Source organism: Enterobacter sp. JH25 (assembly GCF_021725435.1).
Classification (GTDB): Bacteria; Pseudomonadota; Gammaproteobacteria; order Enterobacterales; family Enterobacteriaceae; genus Enterobacter; species Enterobacter intestinihominis.
The window spans coordinates 3,316,365-3,341,013 of the sequence record NZ_CP091319.1; the positions used below are offsets into that span (position 1 = coordinate 3,316,365).

General features: G+C 56.3%; 20 protein-coding genes. 7 read left to right on the top strand and 13 right to left on the bottom strand.

From position 1 onward, the window contains the following. The first annotated feature begins 135 nt into the window (after positions 1-135). From L2Y28_RS15930 to L2Y28_RS15940, 3 genes are all read left to right on the top strand, one after another. Positions 136-813 carry a response regulator gene (locus tag L2Y28_RS15930; RefSeq protein ID WP_022648989.1) on the top strand — a complete coding sequence of 226 codons (678 nt, stop codon included), beginning with the start codon at positions 136-138 and terminating at the stop codon, positions 811-813. Continuing rightward, positions 813-2,201, top strand: a complete 1,389-nt coding sequence (locus L2Y28_RS15935) for a HAMP domain-containing sensor histidine kinase (RefSeq protein ID WP_022648990.1) — start codon at positions 813-815, stop codon at positions 2,199-2,201. The genes L2Y28_RS15930 and L2Y28_RS15935 overlap by 1 nt, the downstream gene beginning before the upstream one ends. 167 nt (positions 2,202-2,368) lie before the next feature. Further along, positions 2,369-2,848: an Rrf2 family transcriptional regulator gene (locus tag L2Y28_RS15940; RefSeq protein ID WP_003860591.1), complete on the top strand. Its 480-nt coding sequence runs from the start codon at positions 2,369-2,371 to the stop codon at positions 2,846-2,848. A gap of 65 nt (positions 2,849-2,913) precedes the next feature. On the opposite strand, the gene oqxB is transcribed toward L2Y28_RS15940, so the two are convergent. Together oqxB and L2Y28_RS15950 are read right to left on the bottom strand one after the other, a co-directional pair. Continuing rightward, the gene (oqxB, locus tag L2Y28_RS15945; protein WP_022648991.1) at positions 2,914-6,066 is read right to left on the bottom strand and encodes a multidrug efflux RND transporter permease subunit OqxB; all 3,153 of its coding nucleotides are present in this window, start codon (positions 6,064-6,066) and stop codon (positions 2,914-2,916) included. Positions 6,067-6,089: 23 nt separating this feature from the next. Continuing rightward, positions 6,090-7,265, bottom strand: coding sequence for an efflux RND transporter periplasmic adaptor subunit (locus tag L2Y28_RS15950; RefSeq protein WP_022648992.1), 1,176 nt, complete (start codon positions 7,263-7,265; stop codon positions 6,090-6,092). A 334-nt stretch (positions 7,266-7,599) separates the two neighbouring features. On the opposite strand from L2Y28_RS15950, the gene L2Y28_RS15955 reads away from it, so the two are divergent. Beyond that, a complete protein-coding gene (locus L2Y28_RS15955) occupies positions 7,600-7,953 on the top strand; it encodes a helix-turn-helix domain-containing protein (RefSeq protein ID WP_006811509.1) in 354 nt (117 codons plus the stop codon). Between the two features lie 102 nt (positions 7,954-8,055). On the opposite strand, the gene guaA is transcribed toward L2Y28_RS15955, so the two are convergent. Both guaA and guaB read right to left on the bottom strand, forming a co-directional pair. Next, positions 8,056-9,633, bottom strand: a complete 1,578-nt coding sequence (guaA, locus tag L2Y28_RS15960) for a glutamine-hydrolyzing GMP synthase (protein ID WP_022648993.1) — start codon at positions 9,631-9,633, stop codon at positions 8,056-8,058. Between the two features lie 68 nt (positions 9,634-9,701). Then, entirely contained in the window at positions 9,702-11,168 is a 1,467-nt protein-coding gene (gene guaB, locus L2Y28_RS15965; protein WP_003860601.1) for an IMP dehydrogenase, read from the bottom strand. A gap of 159 nt (positions 11,169-11,327) precedes the next feature. Between guaB and xseA the strand changes: the two genes are divergently transcribed. The 3 genes from xseA to L2Y28_RS15980 are packed head-to-tail and all read left to right on the top strand — an operon-like array spanning position 11,328 to position 14,130. Beyond that, on the top strand, positions 11,328-12,701 hold the full coding sequence (gene xseA / locus L2Y28_RS15970) for an exodeoxyribonuclease VII large subunit (protein ID WP_022648994.1): 1,374 nt from the start codon (positions 11,328-11,330) through the stop codon (positions 12,699-12,701). 58 nt (positions 12,702-12,759) lie between these two features. Continuing rightward, positions 12,760-13,779: a M4 family metallopeptidase gene (locus L2Y28_RS15975; protein WP_022648995.1), complete on the top strand. Its 1,020-nt coding sequence runs from the start codon at positions 12,760-12,762 to the stop codon at positions 13,777-13,779. After that, complete coding sequence (locus L2Y28_RS15980) at positions 13,780-14,130, top strand: protealysin inhibitor emfourin (protein WP_006811517.1); 351 nt, start codon at positions 13,780-13,782, stop codon at positions 14,128-14,130. It begins immediately after the preceding gene. On the opposite strand, the gene L2Y28_RS15985 is transcribed toward L2Y28_RS15980, so the two are convergent. The 9 genes from L2Y28_RS15985 to L2Y28_RS16025 all read right to left on the bottom strand — a co-directional run bounded on the left by L2Y28_RS15985 (position 14,127) and on the right by L2Y28_RS16025 (position 24,625). Further along, on the bottom strand, positions 14,127-14,348 hold the full coding sequence (locus L2Y28_RS15985) for a zinc ribbon domain-containing protein (RefSeq protein WP_022648996.1): 222 nt from the start codon (positions 14,346-14,348) through the stop codon (positions 14,127-14,129). The genes L2Y28_RS15980 and L2Y28_RS15985 overlap by 4 nt on opposite strands. 58 nt (positions 14,349-14,406) lie before the next feature. Continuing rightward, on the bottom strand, positions 14,407-15,948 hold the full coding sequence (locus L2Y28_RS15990) for a peptide MFS transporter (protein WP_022648997.1): 1,542 nt from the start codon (positions 15,946-15,948) through the stop codon (positions 14,407-14,409). Between the two features lie 299 nt (positions 15,949-16,247). Then, positions 16,248-17,720 carry a ribosome biogenesis GTPase Der gene (gene der / locus L2Y28_RS15995; protein WP_022648998.1) on the bottom strand — a complete coding sequence of 491 codons (1,473 nt, stop codon included), beginning with the start codon at positions 17,718-17,720 and terminating at the stop codon, positions 16,248-16,250. 112 nt (positions 17,721-17,832) lie between these two features. Next, positions 17,833-19,011 (bottom strand): outer membrane protein assembly factor BamB, encoded by a 1,179-nt coding sequence (gene bamB / locus L2Y28_RS16000; RefSeq protein WP_022648999.1) that lies wholly within the window; start codon positions 19,009-19,011, stop codon positions 17,833-17,835. Positions 19,012-19,021: 10 nt separating this feature from the next. Then, positions 19,022-19,642, bottom strand: a complete 621-nt coding sequence (locus L2Y28_RS16005; protein ID WP_032622338.1) for a YfgM family protein — start codon at positions 19,640-19,642, stop codon at positions 19,022-19,024. Between the two features lie 13 nt (positions 19,643-19,655). Continuing rightward, positions 19,656-20,930: a histidine--tRNA ligase gene (hisS, locus tag L2Y28_RS16010; RefSeq protein WP_022649001.1), complete on the bottom strand. Its 1,275-nt coding sequence runs from the start codon at positions 20,928-20,930 to the stop codon at positions 19,656-19,658. 81 nt (positions 20,931-21,011) lie between these two features. Continuing rightward, complete coding sequence (gene ispG / locus L2Y28_RS16015) at positions 21,012-22,130, bottom strand: flavodoxin-dependent (E)-4-hydroxy-3-methylbut-2-enyl-diphosphate synthase (RefSeq protein WP_022649002.1); 1,119 nt, start codon at positions 22,128-22,130, stop codon at positions 21,012-21,014. Positions 22,131-22,156: 26 nt separating this feature from the next. Continuing rightward, complete coding sequence (rodZ, locus tag L2Y28_RS16020; protein ID WP_022649003.1) at positions 22,157-23,167, bottom strand: cytoskeleton protein RodZ; 1,011 nt, start codon at positions 23,165-23,167, stop codon at positions 22,157-22,159. Between the two features lie 291 nt (positions 23,168-23,458). Then, the gene (locus L2Y28_RS16025; protein WP_003860623.1) at positions 23,459-24,625 is read right to left on the bottom strand and encodes a bifunctional tRNA (adenosine(37)-C2)-methyltransferase TrmG/ribosomal RNA large subunit methyltransferase RlmN; all 1,167 of its coding nucleotides are present in this window, start codon (positions 24,623-24,625) and stop codon (positions 23,459-23,461) included. Between the last annotated feature and the right edge of the window lie 24 nt (positions 24,626-24,649).

Consider the following 24,649-nt stretch of genomic DNA (forward strand, 5'->3'; position numbering starts at 1 on the left):
TACCCTCCCTAAGGTTCTTATGAGCCGAAAATGAAGAAACGCTGAAGCACGTGCTGGTTATGTAAAGCTGAATGATTTCCTGATACCGTTTTTTTCTTAAGCTGTTCTTCATCCACTGCTGATACCGTTACCTTTGTGAAAATTCTACTAATTGAAGACGACCTGGATCTCGGCAACGGCGTACGTATCGCCCTTGCAGATCAAGGATTTGATGTCATATGGGTACGCCGGAAAGAGGATGCGCTGCATCAGCTTGAACTCTGCGTGCCGGAACTTATTCTGCTCGACCTGGGGCTGCCCGATGGCGATGGCATGAGCCTGATGACGCGCCTGCGTCAGCAACTCCGGGGGATGCCCGTCATTATCCTGACGGCGCGAGGCACGCTGCAGGACCGCCTGTGCGGGCTGGACGCGGGCGCGGACGACTATCTGGTCAAACCTTTTGTTCTCGCCGAGCTGCTGGCACGCGTGAGAGCCCTTGCGCGACGCAGTTACGGTTTTGAAAATGAGGCAATAGAAATTCGCGGTTTGTCGCTTCATATTCCGACGCGTCGCGTAACGGTGAGCGCACGCCACATTGAGCTGACGGCAAGCGAATATGCGCTGCTTGAAACGTTAATGCTGCGCGCCGATCGCGTGCTTACGCGGCGGTATCTGGAAGAGAGGATATTCGGCACGAAAGAAAATCTCAGCAACGCGCTCGACGTGCATATGGGTAACCTGCGGCGAAAAATTGGCGATGGCTTTGTGCGAACGGTGCGGGGCGTAGGGTACGTCATTGATACCGTACCGGTTCAGAAGGCGGCAGGTTGATGCGTAATTTTTGGTACCGCCTCAGGCTCCCTACGCTGGTCAGGCGAATGCTGGTCGCCCAGATGCTGCTGCTTACGTTGCTCTGGTGTTTCTTTTTAACCTTCATTTTGCTGGAGGACCTGCGCAGCCCTCCAATACTCACGGGCAGTGAGACTTACGCAACCCTCTTTTCCCTGGTTGAGAGCATGGAGGATAGGCCGCAGGCGCGTAATGAGGTGCTGGCCGCGTTCAGCAAGGCGCTGCGGGAGGGGTATGGCGGCGGTGAAGATCCGGAACTCGCTATCAACCTGATCGTTCGCAAGCATAATGAGATTATTTTTTCTTCGCGTGGCGCGCCAACGGAGGTGAAAAATAGCCGCCTGGGGGAAATGCAGCGCGTCCGGACCGGAGACCACACCTGGACGAGCCGCACGCTCAAATCTGCGCGCTCCGACGTGGAGGTCACCCTTTTCACCCCGGCCGGCAGCTGGAATTTCTTTATCTACCTGAACTCGCGCGGCTATTACGTCATGCCGCTGCTTGTATGCATCCCTTTTCTTCTGTTTCCCGCGTGGCTGTCAATCCGCATCGCGATGCGCCCCTGGAACAGGGTAGTGAATGAAATTTCATTGCGCACGCCAGACGATCTCTCTCCCTTAAAAGCCGTTCCCAGGCACAGGGAGCTGCGCCAGACGGTGGACGCGATTAATGACTTTCTCGCTAGGGTGCGGGAAAGCGCCGAAAGGGAAAGGGTGTTTATTGCCGATGCCGCGCACGAGCTGCGTACGCCGCTGGCCGCGATGCGAATCAACGTCGAGGCGCTGCAGTCCTGGGTCATCAGCGAAAGCCAGCAGGAGCTGCTTGCAGGCATTGTTCGCAGCAATAGCCGTGCTGCTCGTCTCGTCAATCAGCTTCTGCTGATGAAGCACAGCGAAGCGCACATCGACACGGTAATGGAGCCTGTGCCGCTGACAACGCTTATTCAGGAGCGAATGGCCGCACTGGAGCCGCTGGCATCGGCACGCGGGATTGAGTTTGAATTCTTCGCCGACGATGAAATCCATGTCGCAGGCATTCGGGAACGTCTGGTGTCGCTGATCGACAATTTAATTGAGAATGCCGTGAAGTACAGCCCTGAGGGTGGACGCATTGAGGTACAACTGCAATCGCGTGATAAGTCCGCTCAGCTGCGCGTCTCAGACGCGGGCCCCGGTATCCCGGTTGAACTGCGGGAGCGCGTGTTCGACAGATTTTTCCGCGATCCTAATCAGACCCAAAGCGGGAGTGGACTGGGGCTTGCCATCGTCAAAGCCGTTACGCAGCAACACAACGGCAGGGTCAATCTGAGTACGTCAGCCGAAGGTGGTCTTATGGTGACCGTTGATTTCCCGAATCCGGCGTTCGCATGAACGTAAACCCGGCGCTACACGTCCTGACATGTGTCAGCGCAGCGTTACTTCACGTATGCCGCAGATTGCTTCAATAAAATTACCGTATTTGTTATATTGTTACTTACTGATTATTCACCTCTGCGGTGCCAAAAAGAACAAGATTCACCGCAACCCAGGACAGAAAAATGTTAGATTACCGCTTCCCGACAGCTTTGCAGATGGTTCTCAGCGTAGCGATGGCGGAGCAATCGGGTGAACGTTCGACGAGTGCAATCCTGGCTTACGGCCTGGAAGCGAATCCGAGCTTTATCCGCAAATTAATGGTTCCTCTCGCCCGGGACGGCATTATCGTCTCCACGCTTGGCCGCAACGGCTCTATTCACCTTGGCCGCCCGGCTGAAGAGATCACCCTGCGTGATATCTACCTTTCCGTCACTGAAGATAAAAAGCTGTGGGCGTCCCGTCCTGACGTCCCGGCCCGCTGTGTGGTCAGCGCCAACGCCTGCTGGTACTTCAAATCAATCGCTGATGAAGCGGAGCAGGCTTCGTTAGCGGTTTTAGCGCGCCATACCGTCGCCAGCGCGCTGGAAGAGGTGAAAAAAGCCGATACCAGCGGGTGCGATCCGGTGCCGGAACTCTGTACGCAGCATAAAAAAGCGCCTTAATCCTGACGGATTGCGAAAAAAAGCCGCCTTCACAATGAAGGCGGCTTTTTGTTATCTGCTACGTCCTACGCAGGCAACACCTCTCTTTCCGCTTTGCCGCGCGTCACGAACTTACGCAGCGTCACGTAAAAGACCGGCGTCAGGAACAGACCAAACAGCGTCACGCCCAGCATCCCGGAGAAGACGGTGATCCCGGTGACGCCGCGGACTTCTGCCCCTGCCCCGTGACCTAGGATCAGTGGAATGGTCCCGGCAATAAAGGCGATAGAGGTCATTACAATCGGGCGTAAACGCAGGCGGCACGCCTCCAGCGCAGCCTCCATGATGCCTTTGCCCTGAATTTCCAGCTCGCGGGCAAACTCCACGATAAGTATCGCGTTTTTACAGGCCAGCCCCATCAGCACGACCAGCCCCACCTGCACGAAGACGTTGTTATCGCCCCCGGTCAGCCAGACGCCGAACAGCGCGGAGAGCATCGTCATCGGCACGATAAGGATCACCGCCAGCGGCAGCGTCCAGCTTTCATACAGCGCCGCCAGCACCAGGAACGCCAGCAGCACCGCGACCGGGAAGACGATCAGCGCCGTATTGCCCTGGGTGGCCTGCTGGAAACTCAGGTCCGTCCATTCAATATTCATCCCGTTCGGCAGGATCTGCTTAGACATGGCGTCCAGCTGCGTCATCGCCTGCGCGGAAGAGAGCACGCGCGGGTCAGCATCACCAATAAGATCCGCCGCCGGGTAACCATTATAGCGGATCACCGGGTCCGGCCCGTAGGTGGTCGTGATTTTCACCATACTGCCAATCGGCACCATTTCGCCCTGGTCATTGCGTGTGCGTAAATTCGCGATATCTTCCACGCTGTCGCGGAACTGCCCGTCGGCCTGTGCCATTACGCGCCAGGTCCGTCCAAACTGGTTAAAGTCGTTTACATATGACGAGCCCAGATAGGTTTGCAGCGTGCCGAAAAGATCGGTAAGCGATACGCCCTGCGCTTTCGCTTTATCACGGTCAACCTGCACATCCAGCTGCGGAACGTTAGCCTGGTAGGTTGAGATGGGGAAATGCATCCCCGGCGTCTGCATAATCGCCCCGGACATGGTGTTCACCGCGTTTTGCAGCGCGCCATAGCCCAGACCAGCACGATCCTGAATGTACAGCGAATAACCGGACCCTTGACCCAGCCCTAAAATCGGCGGCGGCAGAATCGAGAAGCCAAAGCCCTGCTGGATTTGCGCGATTTTCGCATTGATCTCCGCGTTAATTTCCGCCGCAGTATGTTTACGCTGGTCGAACGGCTTCAGGCCAAAGAAGACCGTCCCGGTGTTCGGCGTATTGGTGAACTGGAGCGCGTTCAGGCCAGGAAACGCGACCGCATAATCCACACCTTCGGTATTCATCCCGATCTCGCTCATTTTGCGGATCACCGCATCGGTACGCGCCAGCGACGAGCCTTCCGGCATTTTCACGCCGCCGATCAGGTACAGCTTATCCTGCGTCGGAATAAACCCGCCGGGTACGACTTTAAACATCACACCCGCGGCACAAAGCAGCAGCAAATAAACCGCAAACACTGCACCGCGTCGGCCAAGCGTTTTCCCTACCAGTCCCTGATAGCCGGTCGAGCTGCGATGGAAAAAGCGGTTAAACGGGCGGAAAATCCAGCCGAACAGACGATCGATAAGCCGGGTCGGGAAATCTTTCGGGGCACCATGCGGCTTCAACAGCAGCGCGGCCAGCGCCGGAGAAAGCGTCAGCGAGTTGATCGCGGAGATCACCGTGGAAATGGCTATCGTTACCGCAAACTGTTTGTAGAACTGGCCGGTCACGCCAGAGAGGAACGCCATCGGCACAAACACTGCACACAGCACCAGCGCAATGGCGATAATCGGCCCGGACACTTCACGCATCGCCTGATGCGCCGCCGCAAGCGGGGCGAACCCCTCTTCGATATTTCGCTCGACGTTCTCCACCACCACGATGGCATCATCCACCACGATACCGATGGCCAGCACCAGCCCGAACAGGCTCAGGGTATTCAGCGAGAAGCCCAGCAGGTAAAGAATGCTGAAGGTACCCACCACCGATACCGGCACCGCGATCAGCGGGATGATCGACGCGCGCCAGGTTTGCAGGAACAGGATCACCACCAGCACGACCAGCACCACCGCTTCCAGCAGCGTTTGTACAACCGCACGGATCGAGTCGCGCACAAATACCGTTGGGTCATAAGGTGCCGCCCACTTCATATCGTCCGGGAAACGGGTGGACAGTTCGTCCATTTTGGCGCGCACCGCGTTAGACAGATCGATGGCGTTTGCCCCCGGCGACTGGAAGATACCAATCCCGACCGCGTCTTTATTGTTCAGCTGGGAGCGCAGCGCATAGCTGCCGGAACCCATCTCGATACGCGCCACGTCGCGCAGGCGGACGACCGTACCGTCCTGCGTTGTTTTCAGGACAATATTGCCAAACTCTTCTTCGGTATGCAGACGGCCCTGGGCGTTAATGGAGATCAGGAAATCGCTCTCTTTCGGCAGCGGCTCGGCGCCAAGCTGCCCGGCGGATATCTGTACGTTTTGCTCCTGCATCGCCGTCACCACGTCCGAGGCCGTCAGTCCGCGCGCCGCCACCTTGTTTGGATCCAGCCAGACGCGCATCGCGTATTCACCCGAGCCGAAAATCTGGATCTGACCCACGCCGGGCAGACGCGCCAGCTCGTCCTTCACCTTCAGCGTGGCGTAGTTACGCATATACAGTGAATCGTACTTACCGCCAGGCGAAAAGAGATGCACCACCAGCGTCAGCGTTGGCGACTGTTTCTGAGTCGTAATGCCCAGACGCCGAACGTCTTCCGGCAGACGTGCCTCGGCCTGTGCGACGCGGTTTTGCACCTGTACCTGCGCCTGATCCGGGTCGGTACCCGGACGGAAGGTGACGGTAGTCACCAGCACGCCGTCGGAGCCCGCGACGGATTTCATGTACATCATGTTTTCAACGCCGTTGATCGCCTCTTCCAGCGGCGTCGCCACGGTTTCGGCAATCACTTTCGGGTTGGCGCCCGGGTACTCGGCGCGCACCTGCACGCTTGGCGGCACGACATCAGGATATTCGCTCACCGGCAGCAGCGGGATGGCGATTAATCCTGTGATAAAAATCAGAATCGACAGTACGGCGGCAAAAATCGGCCTGTCGATGAAAAAACGGGAAAAGTCCATGGATTGGATTCTCAGGTAAGGGATCAGTTGAGGGCGGCGCTGGCGGTCATGGCAACGGTTTTCGCGTTAACCGGCATACCCGGCATAAACACTTTTTGTAAACCATCGACGATGACTTTATCCCCGGGATTCAGCCCCTGCTGTACAATACGTAAACCGTCGGCCAGACGCCCCGGCGTAATATCGCGGCGCTGCGCTTTCCCGTCTTTATCAACGACATAAACATACTTACGATCCTGATCGGTCAGCACCGCCTTATCGTCAACAAGCGTGGCTTTAAATTCCGCACTGCCCGGCAGGCGCACGCGTGCGAAGAGTCCCGGCGTGAACTGACGCTGTGAGTTATCCAGCAGCGCGCGCATGCGGATTGTACCGGTACTCGGCGTGAGCTGGTTATCCAGGAAATCCACTTTGCCCTGATGGGGATAGCCCTCCTCACCCGTCAGACCAATCTCCACCGGCAGCGCCGTGTGGTGACTGGACGCCCCCTGCCCGCTGCGGGCCAGGTTCTGATAGTGAAGATAGGTGGACTCGTCCACGTCGAAGTAGACGTAAACCGTCTTCTGTGAGACCAGGGTGGTGAGCACGCTGGCGCTGTCACCCGCAGTCACCAGGTTACCGCTGGTGATCAGCGCCCGGCTGGCGCGACCGTCGATAGGCGCGGTCACTTTGGTGAAGTCGAGGTTGAGCTGCGCGGCATCAACCGCCGCCTGCGCCGCGCGAATATCGGCCTGCGCCTGGGTAGCGGCGGAACGGCGCTGCTCCCACTCTTCACGGGATACCACGTTGGTATTGACTAATTTATCGGTACGGTTAGCCTCGCTTCGCGCCAGGCTGGCCTGCGTTTTGGCTCTCGCCAGGTTCGCCTGCGCCTGTTCCAGCGCCGCGCGATAGGTTCGGTCATCAATCGTGAACAGCACCTCGCCCTTTTTCACCTCCTGGCCGTCGGTGTAATTCACTTTATCAATGTAGCCGGAGACGCGTGGGCGCAGCTGAACGCTTTCCACCGCTTCAATGCGACCGTTAAAGCTGTCCCACTGGCTAATGGATTTCACCACCACGTCAGCTGCGCTGACGACGGGCGCTTGCGGTGCAGCATTTTGCGCGACACTGTCATCGCACCCGACGAGAAGCGCGGAGAGTAAAACCACCCCCGTCGCGCTCAGATGAAAGTAACCCCAGGTTTTTTGCAGGCTCATTATTTTTATTCCGGTTATTGTAGCCGCCGGGCAAGACGCAGCGGGAGGCGCCGCGCCACTTCCTTTGTCCGGTCTGGCTTAAGGCCATTTGTGTCGTTCATCGCCACAAAACTGTAACAGTTGCGAATACACTATCGCGGCGATTGTAGGAAGGCGCTTAATTAAGTGCAAGAATAATTGTTGCACTTTATGTGCTATTTGCGGCGAAGGTAAATCACGGGTTTTGAGAAGGGATTTAAATGTAACAATAAAACTTGCAATTAATATCAAAACGGGCCACCTTTAAGTGCAACAAACAAAGATGCTTTTAATGCGTGGCGGAGGGGGAAGCAAGATGAACACGGGTGCATTCATTCACGATTTGCTCGACTGGATCGACAACAACCTTGATAGCCGCCTGGACATTGAAACCGTCTCCAGGCGAGCCGGCTATTCGAAATGGCATCTCCAGCGGATCTTCAAAGAACATACCGGCTCCCCTCTCGCCGAATATATTCGCGCGCAAAAGCTGCAAAAATCGGTTGAGCGCTTAGCCCAAAGCGATGAACCGATTCTGAACGTGGCGATCGCGCTGGGCTTTGACTCTCAGCAGTCCTTCAACCGCAGCTTTAAGCGTCAGTATGGTCAGGCGCCAGGGGCATGGCGACGCAGTATCGGCTGCCGTGGATCCCGACAGATGAGCCAATAATTCACGTCCCGTTCGGATATCAGTTACAAAAGAAAAACCCTCTGTAAACAGAGGGTTTTATCAGTCTTACCTGCTTATAACTTCGCAGGAAAGGTTATGGGCTTACTCCCACTCGATCGTCGCCGGTGGCTTGCCGCTGATGTCATACACCACGCGGGAAATGCCGTTCACTTCGTTGATGATGCGGTTAGACACGCGGCCTAAGAAGTCATACGGCAGGTGCGCCCAGTGCGCGGTCATGAAGTCGATGGTTTCAACCGCACGCAGGGAGACAACCCAGTCGTACTTGCGGCCATCGCCCATCACGCCGACGGAGCGAACCGGCAGGAACACGGTGAACGCCTGGCTAACCTTGTTGTACAGGTCAGCCTTGTGCAGCTCTTCAATGAAGATCGCGTCCGCGCGACGCAGCAGGTCGCAGTACTCTTTCTTCACTTCGCCCAGCACGCGTACGCCGAGGCCCGGGCCCGGGAATGGGTGACGGTAGAGCATGTCGTACGGCAGCCCCAGCTCCAGACCGATCTTACGCACTTCGTCTTTGAATAGCTCACGCAGTGGTTCAACCAGGCCCATCTTCATCTCTTTCGGCAGGCCGCCCACGTTGTGGTGAGATTTGATAACGTGCGCTTTACCGGTCGCGGAGGCCGCAGACTCGATCACGTCAGGGTAGATAGTGCCCTGCGCCAGCCATTTCACGTCTTCCAGCTTCAGCGCTTCTTCGTCGAACACTTCCACGAATACGCGGCCGATGATTTTACGTTTCGCTTCCGGATCGTTCTCGCCTTTCAGCGCGTCCAGGAAGCGCTGCTCGCCTTCCACGTGAACGATGTTCAGACCGAAGTGGTCGCCGAACATGTCCATGACCTGCTGGGCTTCGTTCAGACGCAGCAGGCCGTTGTCCACGAAGACGCAGGTCAGGTTTTTGCCGATGGCGCGGTGCAGCAGCATCGCGGTCACGGAGGAGTCCACGCCGCCGGAGAGGCCGAGGATCACTTTGTCATCACCAACCTGCTGGCGGATACGCTCCACGGCGTCGTCGATGATTTTTGCCGGGGTCCACAGGGCTTCACACTGGCAGATATCACGCACGAAGCGCTCCAGCATGCGCATACCCTGACGGGTGTGAGTCACTTCCGGGTGGAACTGCACGCCGTAGAAGCGTTTTTCTTCGTTCGCCATAATCGCGAACGGGCAGCTTTCGGTGCTGGCTACGGTCACGAAGTCCGACGGGATAGCGGTGACTTTGTCGCCGTGGCTCATCCACACCTCCAGCAGCGGTTTGCCGTCTGCGGTCAGGGAATCTTCGATACCGCGCACCAGCGCGCTGTCGGTGACGACTTCAACCTGCGCGTAGCCGAACTCACGCTCGTTAGAGCCTTCTACGTGGCCGCCCAGCTGCATCGCCATAGTCTGCATGCCGTAGCACACGCCGAACACCGGTACGCCCGCTTCGAATACGTACTGTGGCGCGCGCGGGCTGTTCTCTTCGGTGGTGCTCTCCGGGCCGCCGGACAGGATGATGCCGCTTGGATTGAACTCGCGAATCTGTGCTTCCGTAACATCCCACGCCCACAGTTCACAGTAAACGCCCAGCTCACGCACGCGACGCGCCACCAGTTGAGTGTACTGAGAACCAAAATCGAGGATGAGGATGCGATGTTTATGAATGTTTTCCGTCATTGACGCTAATTCCGAGGCAAGTGAAACAGATTAAATAAATCGCCCGACACGAGGTCGGGCGAAGAAAATCATGATCCCAGACGGTAGTTCGGGGACTCTTTGGTGATCGTCACGTCGTGCACGTGGCTCTCCTGGATACCCGCACCGCTGATGCGTACGAATTCCGCTTTGGTACGCAGCAGGTCAATGGTACCACAGCCGGTCAGCCCCATACAGGAACGCAGGCCGCCCATCTGCTGGTGGATGATCTCTTTCAGACGGCCTTTATAGGCCACGCGGCCTTCGATGCCTTCCGGTACCAGTTTGTCAGCGGCGTTATCGGTCTGGAAGTAACGGTCGGAGGAACCTTTGGACATCGCGCCCAGGGAGCCCATACCGCGGTAGGATTTGTAAGAACGGCCCTGGTAGAGTTCGATTTCGCCCGGGGATTCTTCGGTACCGGCCAGCATGGAGCCCACCATCACGGCTGCGGCACCTGCGGCGATCGCTTTGGCGATGTCGCCAGAGAAGCGGATACCGCCGTCCGCGATAACCGGAATACCGGTGCCTTCCAGCGCTTCAACCGCGTCAGACACCGCGGTGATCTGCGGAACGCCCACGCCGGTGACGATACGGGTAGTACAGATAGAGCCAGGGCCGATACCCACTTTCACCGCGCTGCAACCGGCTTCCGCCAGTGCGCGAGCACCTGCGCCCGTAGCCACGTTACCGCCGATGATCTGGAGATCCGGGTATTTAGCACGGGTTTCACGAATACGTTGCAGAACGCCTTCGGAGTGGCCGTGTGAGGAGTCAATCAGCAGCACGTCAACGCCCGCGGCAACCAGCGCGTCAACGCGCTCTTCGTTACCTGCGCCCGCGCCAACCGCAGCGCCGACGCGCAGACGGCCATGCTCGTCTTTACAGGCGTTCGGTTTACGTTCTGCTTTCTGGAAATCTTTAACGGTGATCATGCCACGCAGGTGGAAGTTCGCATCCACAACCAGCGCTTTCTCAACACGTTTTTCGTGCATTTTCGCCAGCACCACGTCGCGGGTTTCGCCTTCGCGAACGGTCACCAGGCGCTCTTTTGGCGTCATATAGACGCTGACAGGCTGGTTCAGGTCAGTCACGAAACGCACATCACGACCGGTGATGATGCCCACCAGCTCGTTGTCTTCGGTCACAACCGGGTAACCTGCAAAGCCGTTACGCTCGGTTAGCGCTTTCACTTCGTGCAGGGTGGTGGTTGGCAGAACGGTCTGAGGATCGGACACGATACCGGATTCATGTTTCTTCACGCGGCGAACTTCTTCCGCCTGACGCTCGATAGACATGTTTTTGTGGATAAAGCCAATGCCGCCTTCCTGTGCCAAAGCGATAGCCAGACGCGCTTCAGTCACGGTGTCCATTGCTGCGGAGAGCATAGGAATGTTCAGACGAATGGTTTTCGTCAACTGCGTGCTGAGGTCGGCAGTATTCGGCAGAACGGTGGAATGAGCGGGAACGAGGAGGACGTCGTCAAACGTCAGTGCTTCTTTAGCGATACGTAGCATGGGCAATATCTCTGACCTGGGTGGTTAAATATTGCCGTGGCATTATACAGAGCGTAACCGATTGCATCTACACTTTTTTGAAAAAAATGCTTGCGATCGCCTCTCAGCAGGTTACTATCGACTGAATAACTTGCTGATTTAGAATTTGATCCCGCTCACATGTTATCCTCTCAATCCCCCTCAATTTATACTGTCAGCCGCCTTAATCAGACGGTGCGTTTGCTGCTTGAGCAGGAAATGGGACAGGTCTGGATCAGCGGTGAAATCTCTAACTTCACGCAGCCTGCTTCCGGTCACTGGTACTTTACGCTAAAAGACGACACCGCTCAGGTGCGCTGCGCGATGTTCCGCAACAGCAATCGTCGCGTGACGTTCCGCCCTCAGCATGGCCAGCAGGTTCTGGTTCGCGCCAACATTACCCTGTATGAGCCGCGCGGCGATTATCAGATTATCGTCGAGAGCATGCAGCCCGCCGGTGAAGGCTTGTTGCAGCAGAAGTACGAGCAGTTAAAAGCCATGCTTTCGGCTGAGGGATTGTTTGACCAGCAGTTTAAAAAGCCCCTGCCCTCACCTGCCCACTGTATTGGAGTTATCACCTCGAAAACCGGCGCGGCGCTGCACGATATTTTGCACGTCCTGAAGCGCCGTGACCCTTCCCTGCCCGTCATTATCTACCCAACTGCCGTTCAGGGTGACGATGCGCCGGGGCAGATCGTGCGCGCGATTGAGCTGGCGAATGCGCGTCAGGAGTGCGATGTCCTGATCGTCGGGCGCGGCGGCGGCTCGCTGGAAGACCTGTGGAGCTTTAACGACGAGCGCGTGGCGCGGGCAATCTTTGCCAGCCTTATCCCTGTGGTGAGCGCCGTCGGCCATGAAACGGATGTGACGATAGCCGATTTTGTCGCGGATTTACGCGCGCCCACGCCGTCCGCGGCGGCAGAGGTGGTCAGCCGTAATCAGCAGGAGCTGCTGCGCCAGATCCAGAACGGGCAGCAGCGCCTGGAGATGGCGATGGACTACTTCCTCGCCAACCGTACCCGCCGCTTTACCCAGCTTCATCATCGTCTGCAACAGCAGCATCCGCAATTGCGTCTGGCGCGTCAGCAAACCGTACTGGAGCGTCTGCGTCAGCGGATGAACTTCGCGCTGGATAACCAGCTTAAGAGAGCGATATCACGCCAGCAGCGCACGACTCAGCGTCTGAACCAGCAGAATCCGCAGCCAAAGATTTATCGCGCACAAACGCGGATCCAGCAGCTTGAGTATCGCCTTGCGGAAAATATCCGCTCACGCCTGAGCGCCACCCGCGAGCGTTTTGGCAATGCGGTCACCCATCTGGAAGCCGTCAGCCCACTCTCCACGCTGGCCCGCGGCTATAGCGTGACCACCGCGACGGACGGCAAAGTGCTGAAGCAGACGAAGCAGGTTAAAGCAGGGGATGTGCTCACCACCCGGCTTTCTGACGGCTGGGTCGAGAGTGAAGTGAAAGAGATCAAACCGGTGAAAAAAACGCGTCAGCGTAAAAGCGGATAAATCTTCGCCGGTTACAAACTATACTGCTGCTATTGCCTTTTTTAATAAGGAGAGCAGCATGCCCCATCTACATAGCGTCATTCCTCCGTATATTCTTCGCCGTATTATCGAAAGCGGTTCTGAGCCGCAGCAGCGCTGCGCCCGTCAGACCTTAACCCACGTCCAGACGCTGATGGCCCATATGCCGGGCAAACCCGCCGCGCCGCATGTGAATAAAACCGGTCAGCTTGAGCGTGACATCTACGATGCGAAACAGACCCAGGAGCTGCCGGGTACCCAGGTACGCTATGAAGGCCAGCCCTCCAACGGAGATGTGACGGTGGATGAAGCGTACGATTATCTGGGTATTACCCATGATTTCTTCTGGAAGGAATATCAGCGCGATTCGCTCGATAACAAAGGGCTGATCCTCACCGGCACCGTGCACTATGGCCGTGAGTATCAAAACGCCTTCTGGAACGGCCAGCAGATGGTCTTTGGCGATGGCGACGGGGAAATCTTCAACCGCTTTACCATTGCCATCGACGTGGTAGCGCATGAGCTTAGCCACGGCGTGACGGAGACCGAAGCCGGACTCATCTACTTTGAACAATCGGGCGCGCTGAACGAGTCGTTATCCGACGTGTTCGGTTCGCTGGTGAAACAATACCATCTTAAGCAAACCGCCGATCGGGCAGACTGGCTGATTGGTGAAGGGCTGCTGGCGGAGGGCATCAACGGGAAAGGGCTTCGCTCCATGTCTGAACCCGGCACGGCCTATAACGATCCGCTGCTCGGTAAAGATCCGCAGCCCGGGCATATGAAAGATTTCATTAAAACGCGCGAGGATAACGGCGGCGTACACCTTAACTCCGGTATCCCCAACCGCGCGTTTTACCTGGCCGCAACGACGATCGGTGGCTACGCCTGGGAAAAAGCGGGTTATGCCTGGTACGACACGGTTTGCGATCGCAACCTGGCGCAGGATGCGGATTTTGATGCCTTTGCAAAACTGACGATAGCGCACGGCGAGAAACGCTCCGGTAGCGACGTTGGGGCGGCTATAAAACAAGCCTGGGAACAGGTAGGAGTGCTGTAAATGCAGGTTCCGGAACTGACGGATGACGCCGTGGTTGAGCTGGCCCGGGAAGGCGGCGTCGCTTTTATCCCTAAGCTGAGCGGCCAGCGCACCATTGCGCTCTCCTCGCTTAATGAGGCCCAGCGCCAGCGCCTGGTGAGCATTCTGGAGCAGGCTTTCCCGCGCGGCCAGCCGCCCGGGCAAGCCTCTTCCCCCGGCAGCGGTGACCAGCGCTATTTCCGCATCCAGATTATCTGGACCGGCCAAAATCAGGCGCACTACGCCGATATCATCGTGCTGGTACCCGAGCAGGAAGCACCCGAGTCGCTGGTGGAACTGTGGCAGAAAGGTGAAGGCTGCGTGTGCGATTAAGCCTCAGCCCGAACAAACTCCACGCGTTTTTTTGAGATAAGACCGTGGCCGTTCTGGCAAAAATAGTCCACCGCACCGCAGGCCTTGAGTACCTGAAGCGGTTGATGGCAGTCAGGGCAGCGCGCTTCGAGGGGAATATCGTTATTGCAGCTGTCGCAGTGCGCGATACCGTTTTGCGGCTCGAGCGCTGCGTGGCAATCCGGACAGGTTATCGACATGCTCTCTCCTGTTGAGTTGGGCCGGGGCTGGATAACTGCCCCGGCAGGCTGAATAGTATCAGGCTTCGGTAGCCGGTTTTGTCTGCACATTTTCCAGCATGCGACGCACCGGAACAATGAGGACGATCAGCACCGCAGCACAAATCAACAGCGCGATGGAGCAACGGGCAAAGAGGTCCGGCAGCATATCCAGCTGGTCGGCCTTCACGTGACCACCAATCAGGCCCGCAGCCAGGTTACCCAGCGCACTGGCGCAGAACCACAGGCCCATCATCTGGCCGCGCATTCTCTCCGGCGCCAGCAGGGTCATGGTCGCCAGACCAATCGGACTCAGGCACAGTTCCCCGAGCGTCAGCATCAGGATACTGCCCACCAGCCAGAACGGAGAAACCCCTGCCCCACCGTTGCTCAGCACGTTCTGCGCCGCCAGCATCATCAGGCCAAAGCCCGCCGCCGCGCACAGAATACCGATCACGAACTTGGTGATGCTGCTCGGACGAATGTTTTTGCTCGCCAGCTTCGGCCATGCCCAGCTAAATACCGGGGCCAGCAGAATGATGAACAGGGCATTGATCGACTGGAACCACACCGCCGGGATCTCAAAATCACCGATCATGCGGTTAGTGTAGTCGTTGGCGAACAGGTTGAAGGAGGTTGGCTTCTGCTCGAACGCGGACCAGAAGAACGCGGCGGAGACCAGCAGAATAAAGCACACCAGCAGCCTTGCGCGCTCTTTGCGATTCAGCCCGGCGAAGATGAACAGATAGATGAAGTAGAGCGCGACGGAGGCGGCAATCACATACACCAGCACGCTGGCGACCGCGACCGGATTAATCACAATCACGCCCTGGGCAATCAACGTTACGATGATTGCAACACCCACAGCCAGCGCCAGCAGCCAGGCACCCACGCCGTTACGTTTCACTACCGGACTGTTCCAGGTGGAGTCCAGACCGACTTCACTGTCGTAGCGCTTCATGGCCGGAACGGCAAACACGCGGAAGATAATCAAGGCGACCAGCATCCCGATACCACCGATACCAAAGCCCCAGTGCCAGCCGTGGGTTTTAATCAGCCAGCCGGAAATCAGAGGGGCAATGAACGAGCCCATGTTGATGCCCATATAGAACAGCGAGAAACCGCCGTCACGACGCGCATCGCCTTTTTTGTACAGGGTGCCGACCATGACCGAGATACAGGTCTTGAACAGGCCGGAGCCGAGCACGATAAACATCAGGCCGATGAAGAACAGGTTGTCGCCCATGATGGCCGACAGGGCGATCGACAGGTGCCCGAGCGCAATCAAAATCGAACCGTACCAGACGGCCCGCTGCTGGCCGAGCCAGTTATCCGCCAGCCAGCCGCCCGGCAGCGCAGCAAGGTACATGGTGCCGGCAAAGATGCCGACAATCGCCGAGGCGTTTTCACGCGCCAGGCCCATCCCGCCGTCATAGACGGTGGCGGCCATAAACAGAATCAGTAGCGGGCGAATACCGTAAAACGAAAAACGCTCCCACATCTCGGTGAAGAACAGCGAACCGAGCGGATAAGGATGGCCGAAGAAGGTTCGGCTCTCTTTTTGATTAACAGAGGATTGCATAATTCTCCCGAAAAGGTATGTGTCGTGCTTGTAAACACCAGCATGTACGCCGAACGGTTACGTATCCGATCGATTTTTTACATGCGGCGAAATGTTGGTTAACCATTTGATAACCAGGCGCTAGTTTTGTCTAGTACCGAACCCTGGACTTTAAGACGAAAATTCGATGATTGTCTACTTTCTTAGATATAAACATGGTTAAAAGCGAATAGTGATTGACATCACACAGGGAAGGCAGGCCTTTTGAATGGGCGAAAAAAACCCGCGACAGGCGCGGGTTTTAGTGAGTTCAGTAAGAATTATTTGCTTTTCTTAATGTGCTTAATCAAACGCTTACGCTTACGCATCTGGTTCGGCGTCAGGGTGTTGCGTTTATTCGCAAACGGGTTCTCCCCTTCCTTGAACTGAATGCGGATAGGCGTACCCATCACGTCCAGCGACTTGCGGAAGTAGTTCATCAGGTAGCGTTTGTAGGAGTCCGGCAGATCCTTCACCTGGTTACCGTGGATCACCACGATAGGCGGGTTATACCCCCCGGCGTGGGCATATTTCAGCTTCACGCGACGGCCACGCACCAGCGGCGGCTGGTGATCTTCTGCAGCCATGTTCATGATACGGGTCAGCATCGCCGTGCTCTGGCGGCGGGTAGAGCTGTCATAGGCTTCACGAACGGATTCGAACAGGTTGCCAACACCACTCCCGTGCAGGGCAGAGATGAAGTGAACGCGGGCAAAGTCGATAAAGCCCAGACGGAAGTCCAGCGTCTCTTTCACCTGTTCGCGTACTTCATTGCTCAGGCCATCCCACTTGTTGACGACGATAACCAGTGAGCGCCCACTATTAAGGATAAAGCCGAGCAGAGAGAGATCCTGATCGGAGATACCTTCACGTGCGTCAATAACCAGCAGCACCACGTTGGCGTCTTCAATCGCCTGAAGGGTTTTGATCACCGAGAATTTTTCCACTACATCGGTGATTTTCCCGCGCTTACGCACCCCTGCAGTGTCGATAAGTACGTACTCACGTTCATCGCGCTGCATTGGAATGTAAATGCTGTCGCGCGTTGTGCCTGGCATGTCGTAAACCACCACGCGCTCTTCGCCCAGAATACGGTTAGTAAGCGTAGACTTACCTACGTTTGGGCGACCAACGATAGCCAGCTTAATCGGCAGATCCTGCGGGTTGAAGTCATCTTCCGGCTCTTCCTCGCCTTCCTCTCCGGCTTCAAACTGTGCCCAGTATTCGGCGTCTTCGTCCACCTCTTCCGGCGGGTTTACTTCATCAACCCACGGCAGCAGAACGGTTTCCAGCAGGCTGGTGACGCCACGGCCATGCGAGGCCGCGATAGGATAAATATCACCCAGACCTAAAGACCAGAAATCCGCAACGGCCTGATCGGCATCGATACCGTCAGTTTTGTTCGCCACCAGGAAGGTTGGCTTTTCGCGTGAACGCAGATGTTTAGCGATAGCAGAATCCGCGGGCATCAGGCCAGCGCGCGCATCCACCATAAACAGAACCACATCCGCTTCTTCGATAGCCAGCAGAGATTGCTCTGCCATGCGGGTTTCTACGCCGTCTTCCGTACCGTCAATACCCCCGGTATCGATACAGATGAACTCGCGTCCTTCCACCTCTGCACGACCGTACTTACGGTCACGCGTCAGCCCCGGGAAATCCGCAACCAGCGCATCACGGGTGCGTGTTAAACGGTTAAAAAGAGTGGATTTTCCAACGTTAGGGCGCCCGACAAGCGCGACCACAGGTACCATGTTTGAAGCCTCATAAAATTCAAAATAACGTCGCTTTCGCAGCGTTTTTAAAAATGTCAAAACGGCTCCTGAGTGAACAGGAGCCGTTTAGTATACTACAACCGCCGTGTAATTAACGCGTGATCGCGTACAGCGTGCCGTCTTTTGCCTGAATCAGCAGTTTGCCGTCAGCCACAACCGGGTCGGTCAGGAAGCCTGAGCCGTCCACTTTCTGCTGCGCCACGAAGCGGCCATTCTCTGGATCGATCCAGTGCATATAGCCTTCGCTGTCGCCCACCACCAGGCTGCCGTTATACAGTGCCGGTGCGGTCAGCAGACGGTGAAGCAGATCGCTCTGCGTCCACAGCGTCACGCCACCTTCGGTGCTCAGCGCCAGCAGACGGTCGTTCTGATCCACCATATAAATACGGTTGCCGTCGACAATGAAATCGTTCACGGAACCCAGCTCACGTTTCCACATGATCTGACCGCTACGCAGGTCCAGCGCCGTCAGGTTGCCGTTATACGCCAGCGCGTAAACCACACCGTCAACGATGACCGGCGTGGTGTCCACGTCACTCAGACGGTCGATTTCAGTTGAACCGGTCGCCTGGGAAATACGCTGCTGCCAGATCATCTGGCCCTGCTGCATCAGTACTGCGCTGACACGACCGTTGTCACCACCCACAATGGCGGCGCCAAATGCAGTCGCCGGAGCAGATTCACCACGCAGAGATAGCGCTGGCATATCCAGGTTAACCGTCCATTTTACCAGACCATCGGCTTCGTTCAGCGCCTGCAACTGGCCGTTGCTGGTATGGATCAACACCAGGCCGTCGCTGACAACCGGACGTGACAAGGATTCACCGGCAACGCTGGTCTGCCATGCAACCGAACCGTCGCTGGCATTCAGCGCGTAAACCTGCGCTTTTTCGCTGCCCACATACACGTGACCGCCGGCAACGGTCAGGCCGCCAGAAAGCAGCGCAGGTTTACGGGAGAACCAGCCGTCTTTTTCCGCCAGGTTAATGGACCACACTTCTTTTCCGTCATCAGCGTTCAGCGCTTTAACGGTGCCTTTGCGATCGGCCGCATAGACCACGCCGTCAGCAAATGCCGGGTGCAGGTTGGAATAAAAATCGCCAATACCATCACCCACGGAGGTGTCCCAGGCGGTGGACGGAGTGAACTGGTTTTCAACCGTCGGTAGCGGGGACATTTTGACAACGTCTTCTTCGCCACTGAACAGTGAACAACCACTCAATAACGTAACAGAAAGCAGTCCTGGCAGAAGTAATTTACGCAATTGCATTGGGTCCCTCTCAGACGGACAAATTATTTATTTTCATCTGCATCATTTCGCTCAGCGCAGGTGAAGCTTTACTATCCACGCCAGCTTGCCACGCTTTACGCGCGCCCGCTTTATCACCCTTACTCAGCAGTGCTTCACCGCGAAGATCGGCGACAATAGCGGCAAAGCCATCACCTTTGATGGTATCAAGCGTTTTCAGCGCGTCGTCGGCTTTTTTCTGCTGAACCTGAATACGTGCCAGGCGCAGATTGATCACCGCTTTCAGATTTTCGTCACTGGCAGCAGCAAGCCCCTGAGACAGTTGCGCAGCGGCTTTGTCCAGTTCGTTTTTATCAACATACTGCTGAGCCACTTCCAGCGCAGCCAGCGCACCGTAGGTGTTTTTGTTGTCAGCGGCAAATTTCTCCGCAGCCGTCAGCGTTTGCGGCTGATCGGCACGGATTGCGCTAACGGTGTTTTCGTAGTTCAGGGATGAACCGCGAGCAGAGTCAGCCTGATGATTGTTCCAGTAACGCCAGCCAACCAGCGCACCAACACCTAAAATAACCCCTACAACCAGTGCCTTGCCGTTTTCAGCAAAGAAGCGTTTAACCGCATCAACCTGGTCGTGTTCGTTCTCGTACATTTCCACGCAGTCCTTCTCCTTAGCCCAATAGAGTGCGCAAGTGCGCCGCAACGCCATCCTGCGTTACCGTAGTTTGCTCACCAGAGCGCAGGTCTTTAACCACCACTTCGCCGTTGGCCACTTCGGACTCACCCAGCACCAGTGCAATACTTGCGCCCCACTTATCGGCACGAGCAAACTGTTTTTTAAAGTTGCCGCCGCCGTGGTTGGTCATCAGCTTTACGTCCGGCAGCGCATCGCGCACGCGTTCGGCAAGCTGCATCGCCGCAGACTGCGTATCCGCACCTGAGGCCACCAGGTATATATCGACAACAGGATCGGCTTTAAATTCCGGATTAACTGCCTGAACCAGCAAAACAAGTCGCTCAAGGCCCATCGCGAAGCCTACAGCCGGTGCTGCGCGACCACCCAGTTGCTCGACCAGTCCGTCATAACGACCGCCAGCACAGACGGTGCCCTGCGAACCGAGGCTGGTGGTGACCCACTCAAATACGGTGCGGTTGTAGTAGTCCAGACCGCGCACCAGACGCTGGTTAACGGTATAAGCAATGCCCGCCGCTTCAAGCAGCTTGCACAGGCCAGCAAAGTGTTCGCGGGAATCCTCATCCAGGTAGTCACCCAGCGCTGGCGCATCGTTCAGCAGCGCCTGTACGTCAGGATTTTTGGAATCGAGTACGCGCAGCGGGTTGCTGTACATACGACGTTTACAGTCTTCGTCGAGCTTCTCTTTGTGTTGTTCCAGGAACGCCACCAGCGCATCGCGATAGTTCGCACGCGCTTCCAGAGAACCGATAGAGTTCAGCTCCAGGGATACGTGCTCAGAAATACCGAGCGCACGCCACCAGCGGGCAGTCAGCATAATCAGTTCGGCATCGATATCTGGTCCTTGCAGACCAAACACTTCCACGCCAAGCTGGTTGAACTGACGGTAGCGGCCTTTTTGCGGACGTTCGTGGCGGAACATCGGGCCGATATACCACAGGCGCTGCTCCTGATTGTACAGGAGACCATGTTCGATGCCGGCGCGTACGCAACCCGCCGTCCCCTCAGGACGCAGGGTCAGGCTGTCGCCGTTGCGGTCCTCAAAGGTATACATCTCTTTTTCAACCACGTCGGTTACTTCGCCGATCGCGCGTTTGAATAACGGGGTCTGCTCTACAATCGGCAAACGAATTTCGCTGTAACCGTAGCTGCCGAGCACCTGCTTCAGTGTGCCTTCAATGCGCTGCCAGATGGCGGTTTCGCCAGGCAGATAATCGTTCATGCCGCGGATGGCTTGAATGTTTTTTGCCACGTTTATTCTCTTTCTATATACAAAAAAGAACCCAAAGAATGGGTTCAATCATACATGGGAAGCAGCCTGCTTCCCATCACGTTATTTTTCAACCTGCTGAACGCTGATGCGCTGCGCTTCGTCCATCATCGTCGCTTTTGCGCGAATGCGGGCTTCAAGCTGGTCGATCATATCACTATTATCCAGACGATCTTTACGAACGCCATCTTCATAGAGACCACTTTTCTTGTTACCGCCGGTAACGCCCATCGTGGACACCAGCGCTTCACCCGGACCGTTCACCACGCAGCCGATGATGGAAACGTCCATCGGGGTGATGATGTCTTCCAGACGCTGCTCCAGGGCATTGACGGTGCCGATCACGTCAAACTCCTGACGTGAACAGGTTGGGCAGGCGATGAAGTTGATCCCACGCGCGCGGATACGCAGTGATTTCAGGATGTCGAAACCGACTTTGATCTCTTCCACCGGATCGGCGGCCAGGGAGACGCGTAACGTGTCACCGATGCCTTCAGAGAGCAGCAGGCCGAGACCAATTGCCGATTTTACTGAGCCGCTGCGCAGACCGCCCGCCTCGGTGATGCCAAGGTGCAGCGGCTGATCGATCTGTTTTGCCAGCAGACGATACGATTCAACGGCCAGGAAAACGTCAGACGCTTTCACGCTCACTTTGAACTGATCGAAGTTAAGGCGATCCAGATGATCGACGTGACGCATGGCGGATTCGAGCAGCGCCTGCGGCGTCGGCTCACCGTACTTTTCCTGGAGATCTTTTTCCAGAGAGCCAGCGTTTACGCCGATACGGATTGGAATGTTTTTGTCGCGGGCGCAGTCAACCACCATGCGAATGCGCTCTTCGTTGCCGATGTTGCCTGGGTTAATACGCAGACAATCGACACCGTATTCAGCGACTTTCAGCGCGATACGGTAATCGAAGTGAATATCGGCAACCAGCGGAACGCTCACCTGCCGCTTGATCAGTTTGAACGCCTCAGCTGCGTCCATGGTCGGCACTGAGACGCGAACAATGTCCGCGCCGACGCGTTCTAATGCTTTGATTTGATTAACCGTCGCTTCTACATCCGTAGTACGCGTATTGGTCATCGACTGGACGGCGATAGGCGCCCCATCGCCGATTGGCACGTTCCCAACGTAAATCCGTTTCGATTTTCTACGTTGAATAGGAGCCTGGTTATGCATGTAAAATCTCCCGCATTGCCCGTCTGTTACTGTGCTGCTGATTGTTCGGCATTAACGGTAAGACGCGCAACCTGGTTAGTTCTGATAAAGCGGCTCAGATCGACAGGTTTTCCTTGATACTGGATCTGTACCGCTGCCGGTGCGCCGATTTTAAGCTTGTATGGTGCCTGGCCCGTTAGATTTAACGTGCCATCTTTACGTTGCAGGCCGCTGAACAGCTTTTTACCTGTCGCGTCAGTCACTTCCAGCCAGCAATCAGCCGTGAAATTCATCACCAGCGCATTCGGGTCAACGGCAGGTGCCGCCGTACCCGCCGGGTCAGTTGGCAGTGACGCCGCGGTGTTATCTGCCGGTGCCGTTGCCGCAGGGGCGGTATCAACATTGGCCTGAGAAGGTGATACGACCGCGTTCTGATCCTGGGCCTGGGTAGCCGGTGCGGTATTCGCCGTCGATTCTGGCGTCGCCGCTGGATCGGTTGCAGGCGTGCTGGTTGCTGTCGCCTGAGGTTCGCTGGAGGTCGCAGCCCCTTCGGTGCCCAACGGCACGCTTTGCGCGCCGTTAGTGCCAGACTGATTAAGCTCAGCGGAGGACTGATCGGCCATGGTGGTGATCTCTTCCTGTTGCGCTTTGTGGTTTTGCCACCACCATGCGCCCGTCAGGCCGACAACCACGAACAGGACCAGCCAGGTAAAGCTCATCAGCCAGCCATCGCGTTTTTTACGACGTTTGCCCAGAGAGAAGCTCTGCATCGGCGCAACTTTTGCCGCACGCACAGGCGCCTGCTTCTCCATCATCGGCAGTAATTCGTCTTCAGGAATATGAACCAGTTTGGCGTAAGAACGGATATAACCGCGCAGAAACGTTGAAGCCAGATCGGCGGGTGCCTTATCTTCTTCAATGTCGCGAACGGTGGAAACCTTCAGGCACAGGCGTTCTGCAACGGCTTGCTGGCTAAGTCCGAGTTGTTCACGGGCGTTGCGAAGACGAACGCCAGTGGAGAGTGCTGCATTTTGATCGTGAGTGGCTTCAGTATTCATTCGCTACAACTACTGGTACGTGAAAATAAGGGTTCAGGTGCCGGTGAGTCACAATGCCACCCGCACCGCGAAACTTTAGGTCAGTTAACCTGGAACAAACAGTATAAGACTGTCGGGCCGCAGATGACAGCGCTGGCAGGCCTTCACGCTAAACTGTTGTTACGTCGTTACATACTGCCCGAAAGTCGTATGAAACGCACCGTAATTATTAATCAGTCGTGATGATTGTGGCTGGTTATTCAGTAAATTAATGCTTCACGGCGCAAAAAATGCGCCGTGTCTGCATAATAATCAAACGGTTTTAACCGCGATTGACTCACCCTGCATACGCTTACGCAGCGTACGTTTGGTACGGTCAATAACGTCACCCGCCAGCTGACCACAGGCTGCGTCGATATCGTCGCCACGCGTTTTACGTACGATGGTGGTGAAACCATACTCCATCAGCACTTTTGAGAAGCGATCGATACGGCTGTTCGAGCTACGGCCATACGGCGCGCCCGGGAACGGGTTCCATGGGATCAGGTTGATCTTACATGGCGTATCTTTCAGCAGTTCAGCCAGCTCATGTGCATGCTCGGTACCGTCGTTAACATGATCCAGCATCACGTATTCAATGGTCACGCGGCCCTGGTTAGCATTGGATTTCTCCAGGTAACGGCGCACGCCAGCCAGGAAAGTTTCGATATTGTACTTTTTGTTGATCGGCACAATTTCGTCACGGATGGCGTCGTTTGGCGCGTGAAGGGAGATGGCCAGCGCAACGTCAATCATGTCACCCAGTTTGTCCAGCGCAGGCACAACGCCGGAAGTAGAGAGCGTAACGCGGCGCTTGGACAGACCAAAACCGAAATCGTCGAGCATGATTTCCATCGCCGGAACGACGTTGGTCAGGTTGAGCAGCGGTTCACCCATCCCCATCATCACCACGTTGGTGATTGGACGTGTACCGGTGACTTTCGCTGCACCCACGATTTTCGCAGCACGCCAGACCTGGCCGATAATTTCCGATACGCGCAGGTTACGGTTAAAGCCCTGCTGCGCCGTAGAGCAGAATTTGCACTCCAGCGCACAGCCCACCTGAGAAGAGACGCACAGCGTGGCGCGATCGTCTTCCGGGATATACACGGTTTCAACACGCTGATCGCCAACGGCAATGGCCCACTTGATAGTGCCATCTGAAGAGCGCTGCTCTTCCACCACTTCCGGTGCGCGGATTTCCGCCACTTCTTTAAGCTTATTGCGCAGCACTTTGTTGATGTCCGTCATGTCATCAAAGTTGTCGCTGCAATAGTGGTACATCCATTTCATGACCTGATCGGCACGAAACGGCTTCTCGCCCATCTCTTTAAAGAACTCGCGCATCTGCTGACGGTTCAGGTCCAGCAGGTTAATTTTTCCATTTTTATTGGGAACCGCAGGAATGGCGACTTCGGAGGTATTCACTAATTCAGACATAATTTTTTCCGGCCTCGTTGTTAC

What these genes read in the sequence shown, in the direction of transcription:
- guaA (WP_022648993.1), bottom strand. Translation starts at nt 9,633, where the DNA reads ATGACGGAAAACATTCATAAACATCGCATCCTCATCCTCGATTTTGGT.
- L2Y28_RS15980 (WP_006811517.1), top strand. Translation starts at nt 13,780, where the DNA reads ATGCAGGTTCCGGAACTGACGGATGACGCCGTGGTTGAGCTGGCCCGG.
- xseA (WP_022648994.1), top strand. Translation starts at nt 11,328, where the DNA reads ATGTTATCCTCTCAATCCCCCTCAATTTATACTGTCAGCCGCCTTAAT.
- bamB (WP_022648999.1), bottom strand. Translation starts at nt 19,011, where the DNA reads ATGCAATTGCGTAAATTACTTCTGCCAGGACTGCTTTCTGTTACGTTA.
- L2Y28_RS15955 (WP_006811509.1), top strand. Translation starts at nt 7,600, where the DNA reads ATGAACACGGGTGCATTCATTCACGATTTGCTCGACTGGATCGACAAC.
- L2Y28_RS15940 (WP_003860591.1), top strand. Translation starts at nt 2,369, where the DNA reads ATGTTAGATTACCGCTTCCCGACAGCTTTGCAGATGGTTCTCAGCGTA.
- L2Y28_RS15985 (WP_022648996.1), bottom strand. Translation starts at nt 14,348, where the DNA reads ATGTCGATAACCTGTCCGGATTGCCACGCAGCGCTCGAGCCGCAAAAC.
- L2Y28_RS15935 (WP_022648990.1), top strand. Translation starts at nt 813, where the DNA reads ATGCGTAATTTTTGGTACCGCCTCAGGCTCCCTACGCTGGTCAGGCGA.
- rodZ (WP_022649003.1), bottom strand. Translation starts at nt 23,167, where the DNA reads ATGAATACTGAAGCCACTCACGATCAAAATGCAGCACTCTCCACTGGC.
- L2Y28_RS16025 (WP_003860623.1), bottom strand. Translation starts at nt 24,625, where the DNA reads ATGTCTGAATTAGTGAATACCTCCGAAGTCGCCATTCCTGCGGTTCCC.
- guaB (WP_003860601.1), bottom strand. Translation starts at nt 11,168, where the DNA reads ATGCTACGTATCGCTAAAGAAGCACTGACGTTTGACGACGTCCTCCTC.
- L2Y28_RS15990 (WP_022648997.1), bottom strand. Translation starts at nt 15,948, where the DNA reads ATGCAATCCTCTGTTAATCAAAAAGAGAGCCGAACCTTCTTCGGCCAT.
- L2Y28_RS15950 (WP_022648992.1), bottom strand. Translation starts at nt 7,265, where the DNA reads ATGAGCCTGCAAAAAACCTGGGGTTACTTTCATCTGAGCGCGACGGGG.
- L2Y28_RS15975 (WP_022648995.1), top strand. Translation starts at nt 12,760, where the DNA reads ATGCCCCATCTACATAGCGTCATTCCTCCGTATATTCTTCGCCGTATT.
- ispG (WP_022649002.1), bottom strand. Translation starts at nt 22,130, where the DNA reads ATGCATAACCAGGCTCCTATTCAACGTAGAAAATCGAAACGGATTTAC.
- der (WP_022648998.1), bottom strand. Translation starts at nt 17,720, where the DNA reads ATGGTACCTGTGGTCGCGCTTGTCGGGCGCCCTAACGTTGGAAAATCC.
- oqxB (WP_022648991.1), bottom strand. Translation starts at nt 6,066, where the DNA reads ATGGACTTTTCCCGTTTTTTCATCGACAGGCCGATTTTTGCCGCCGTA.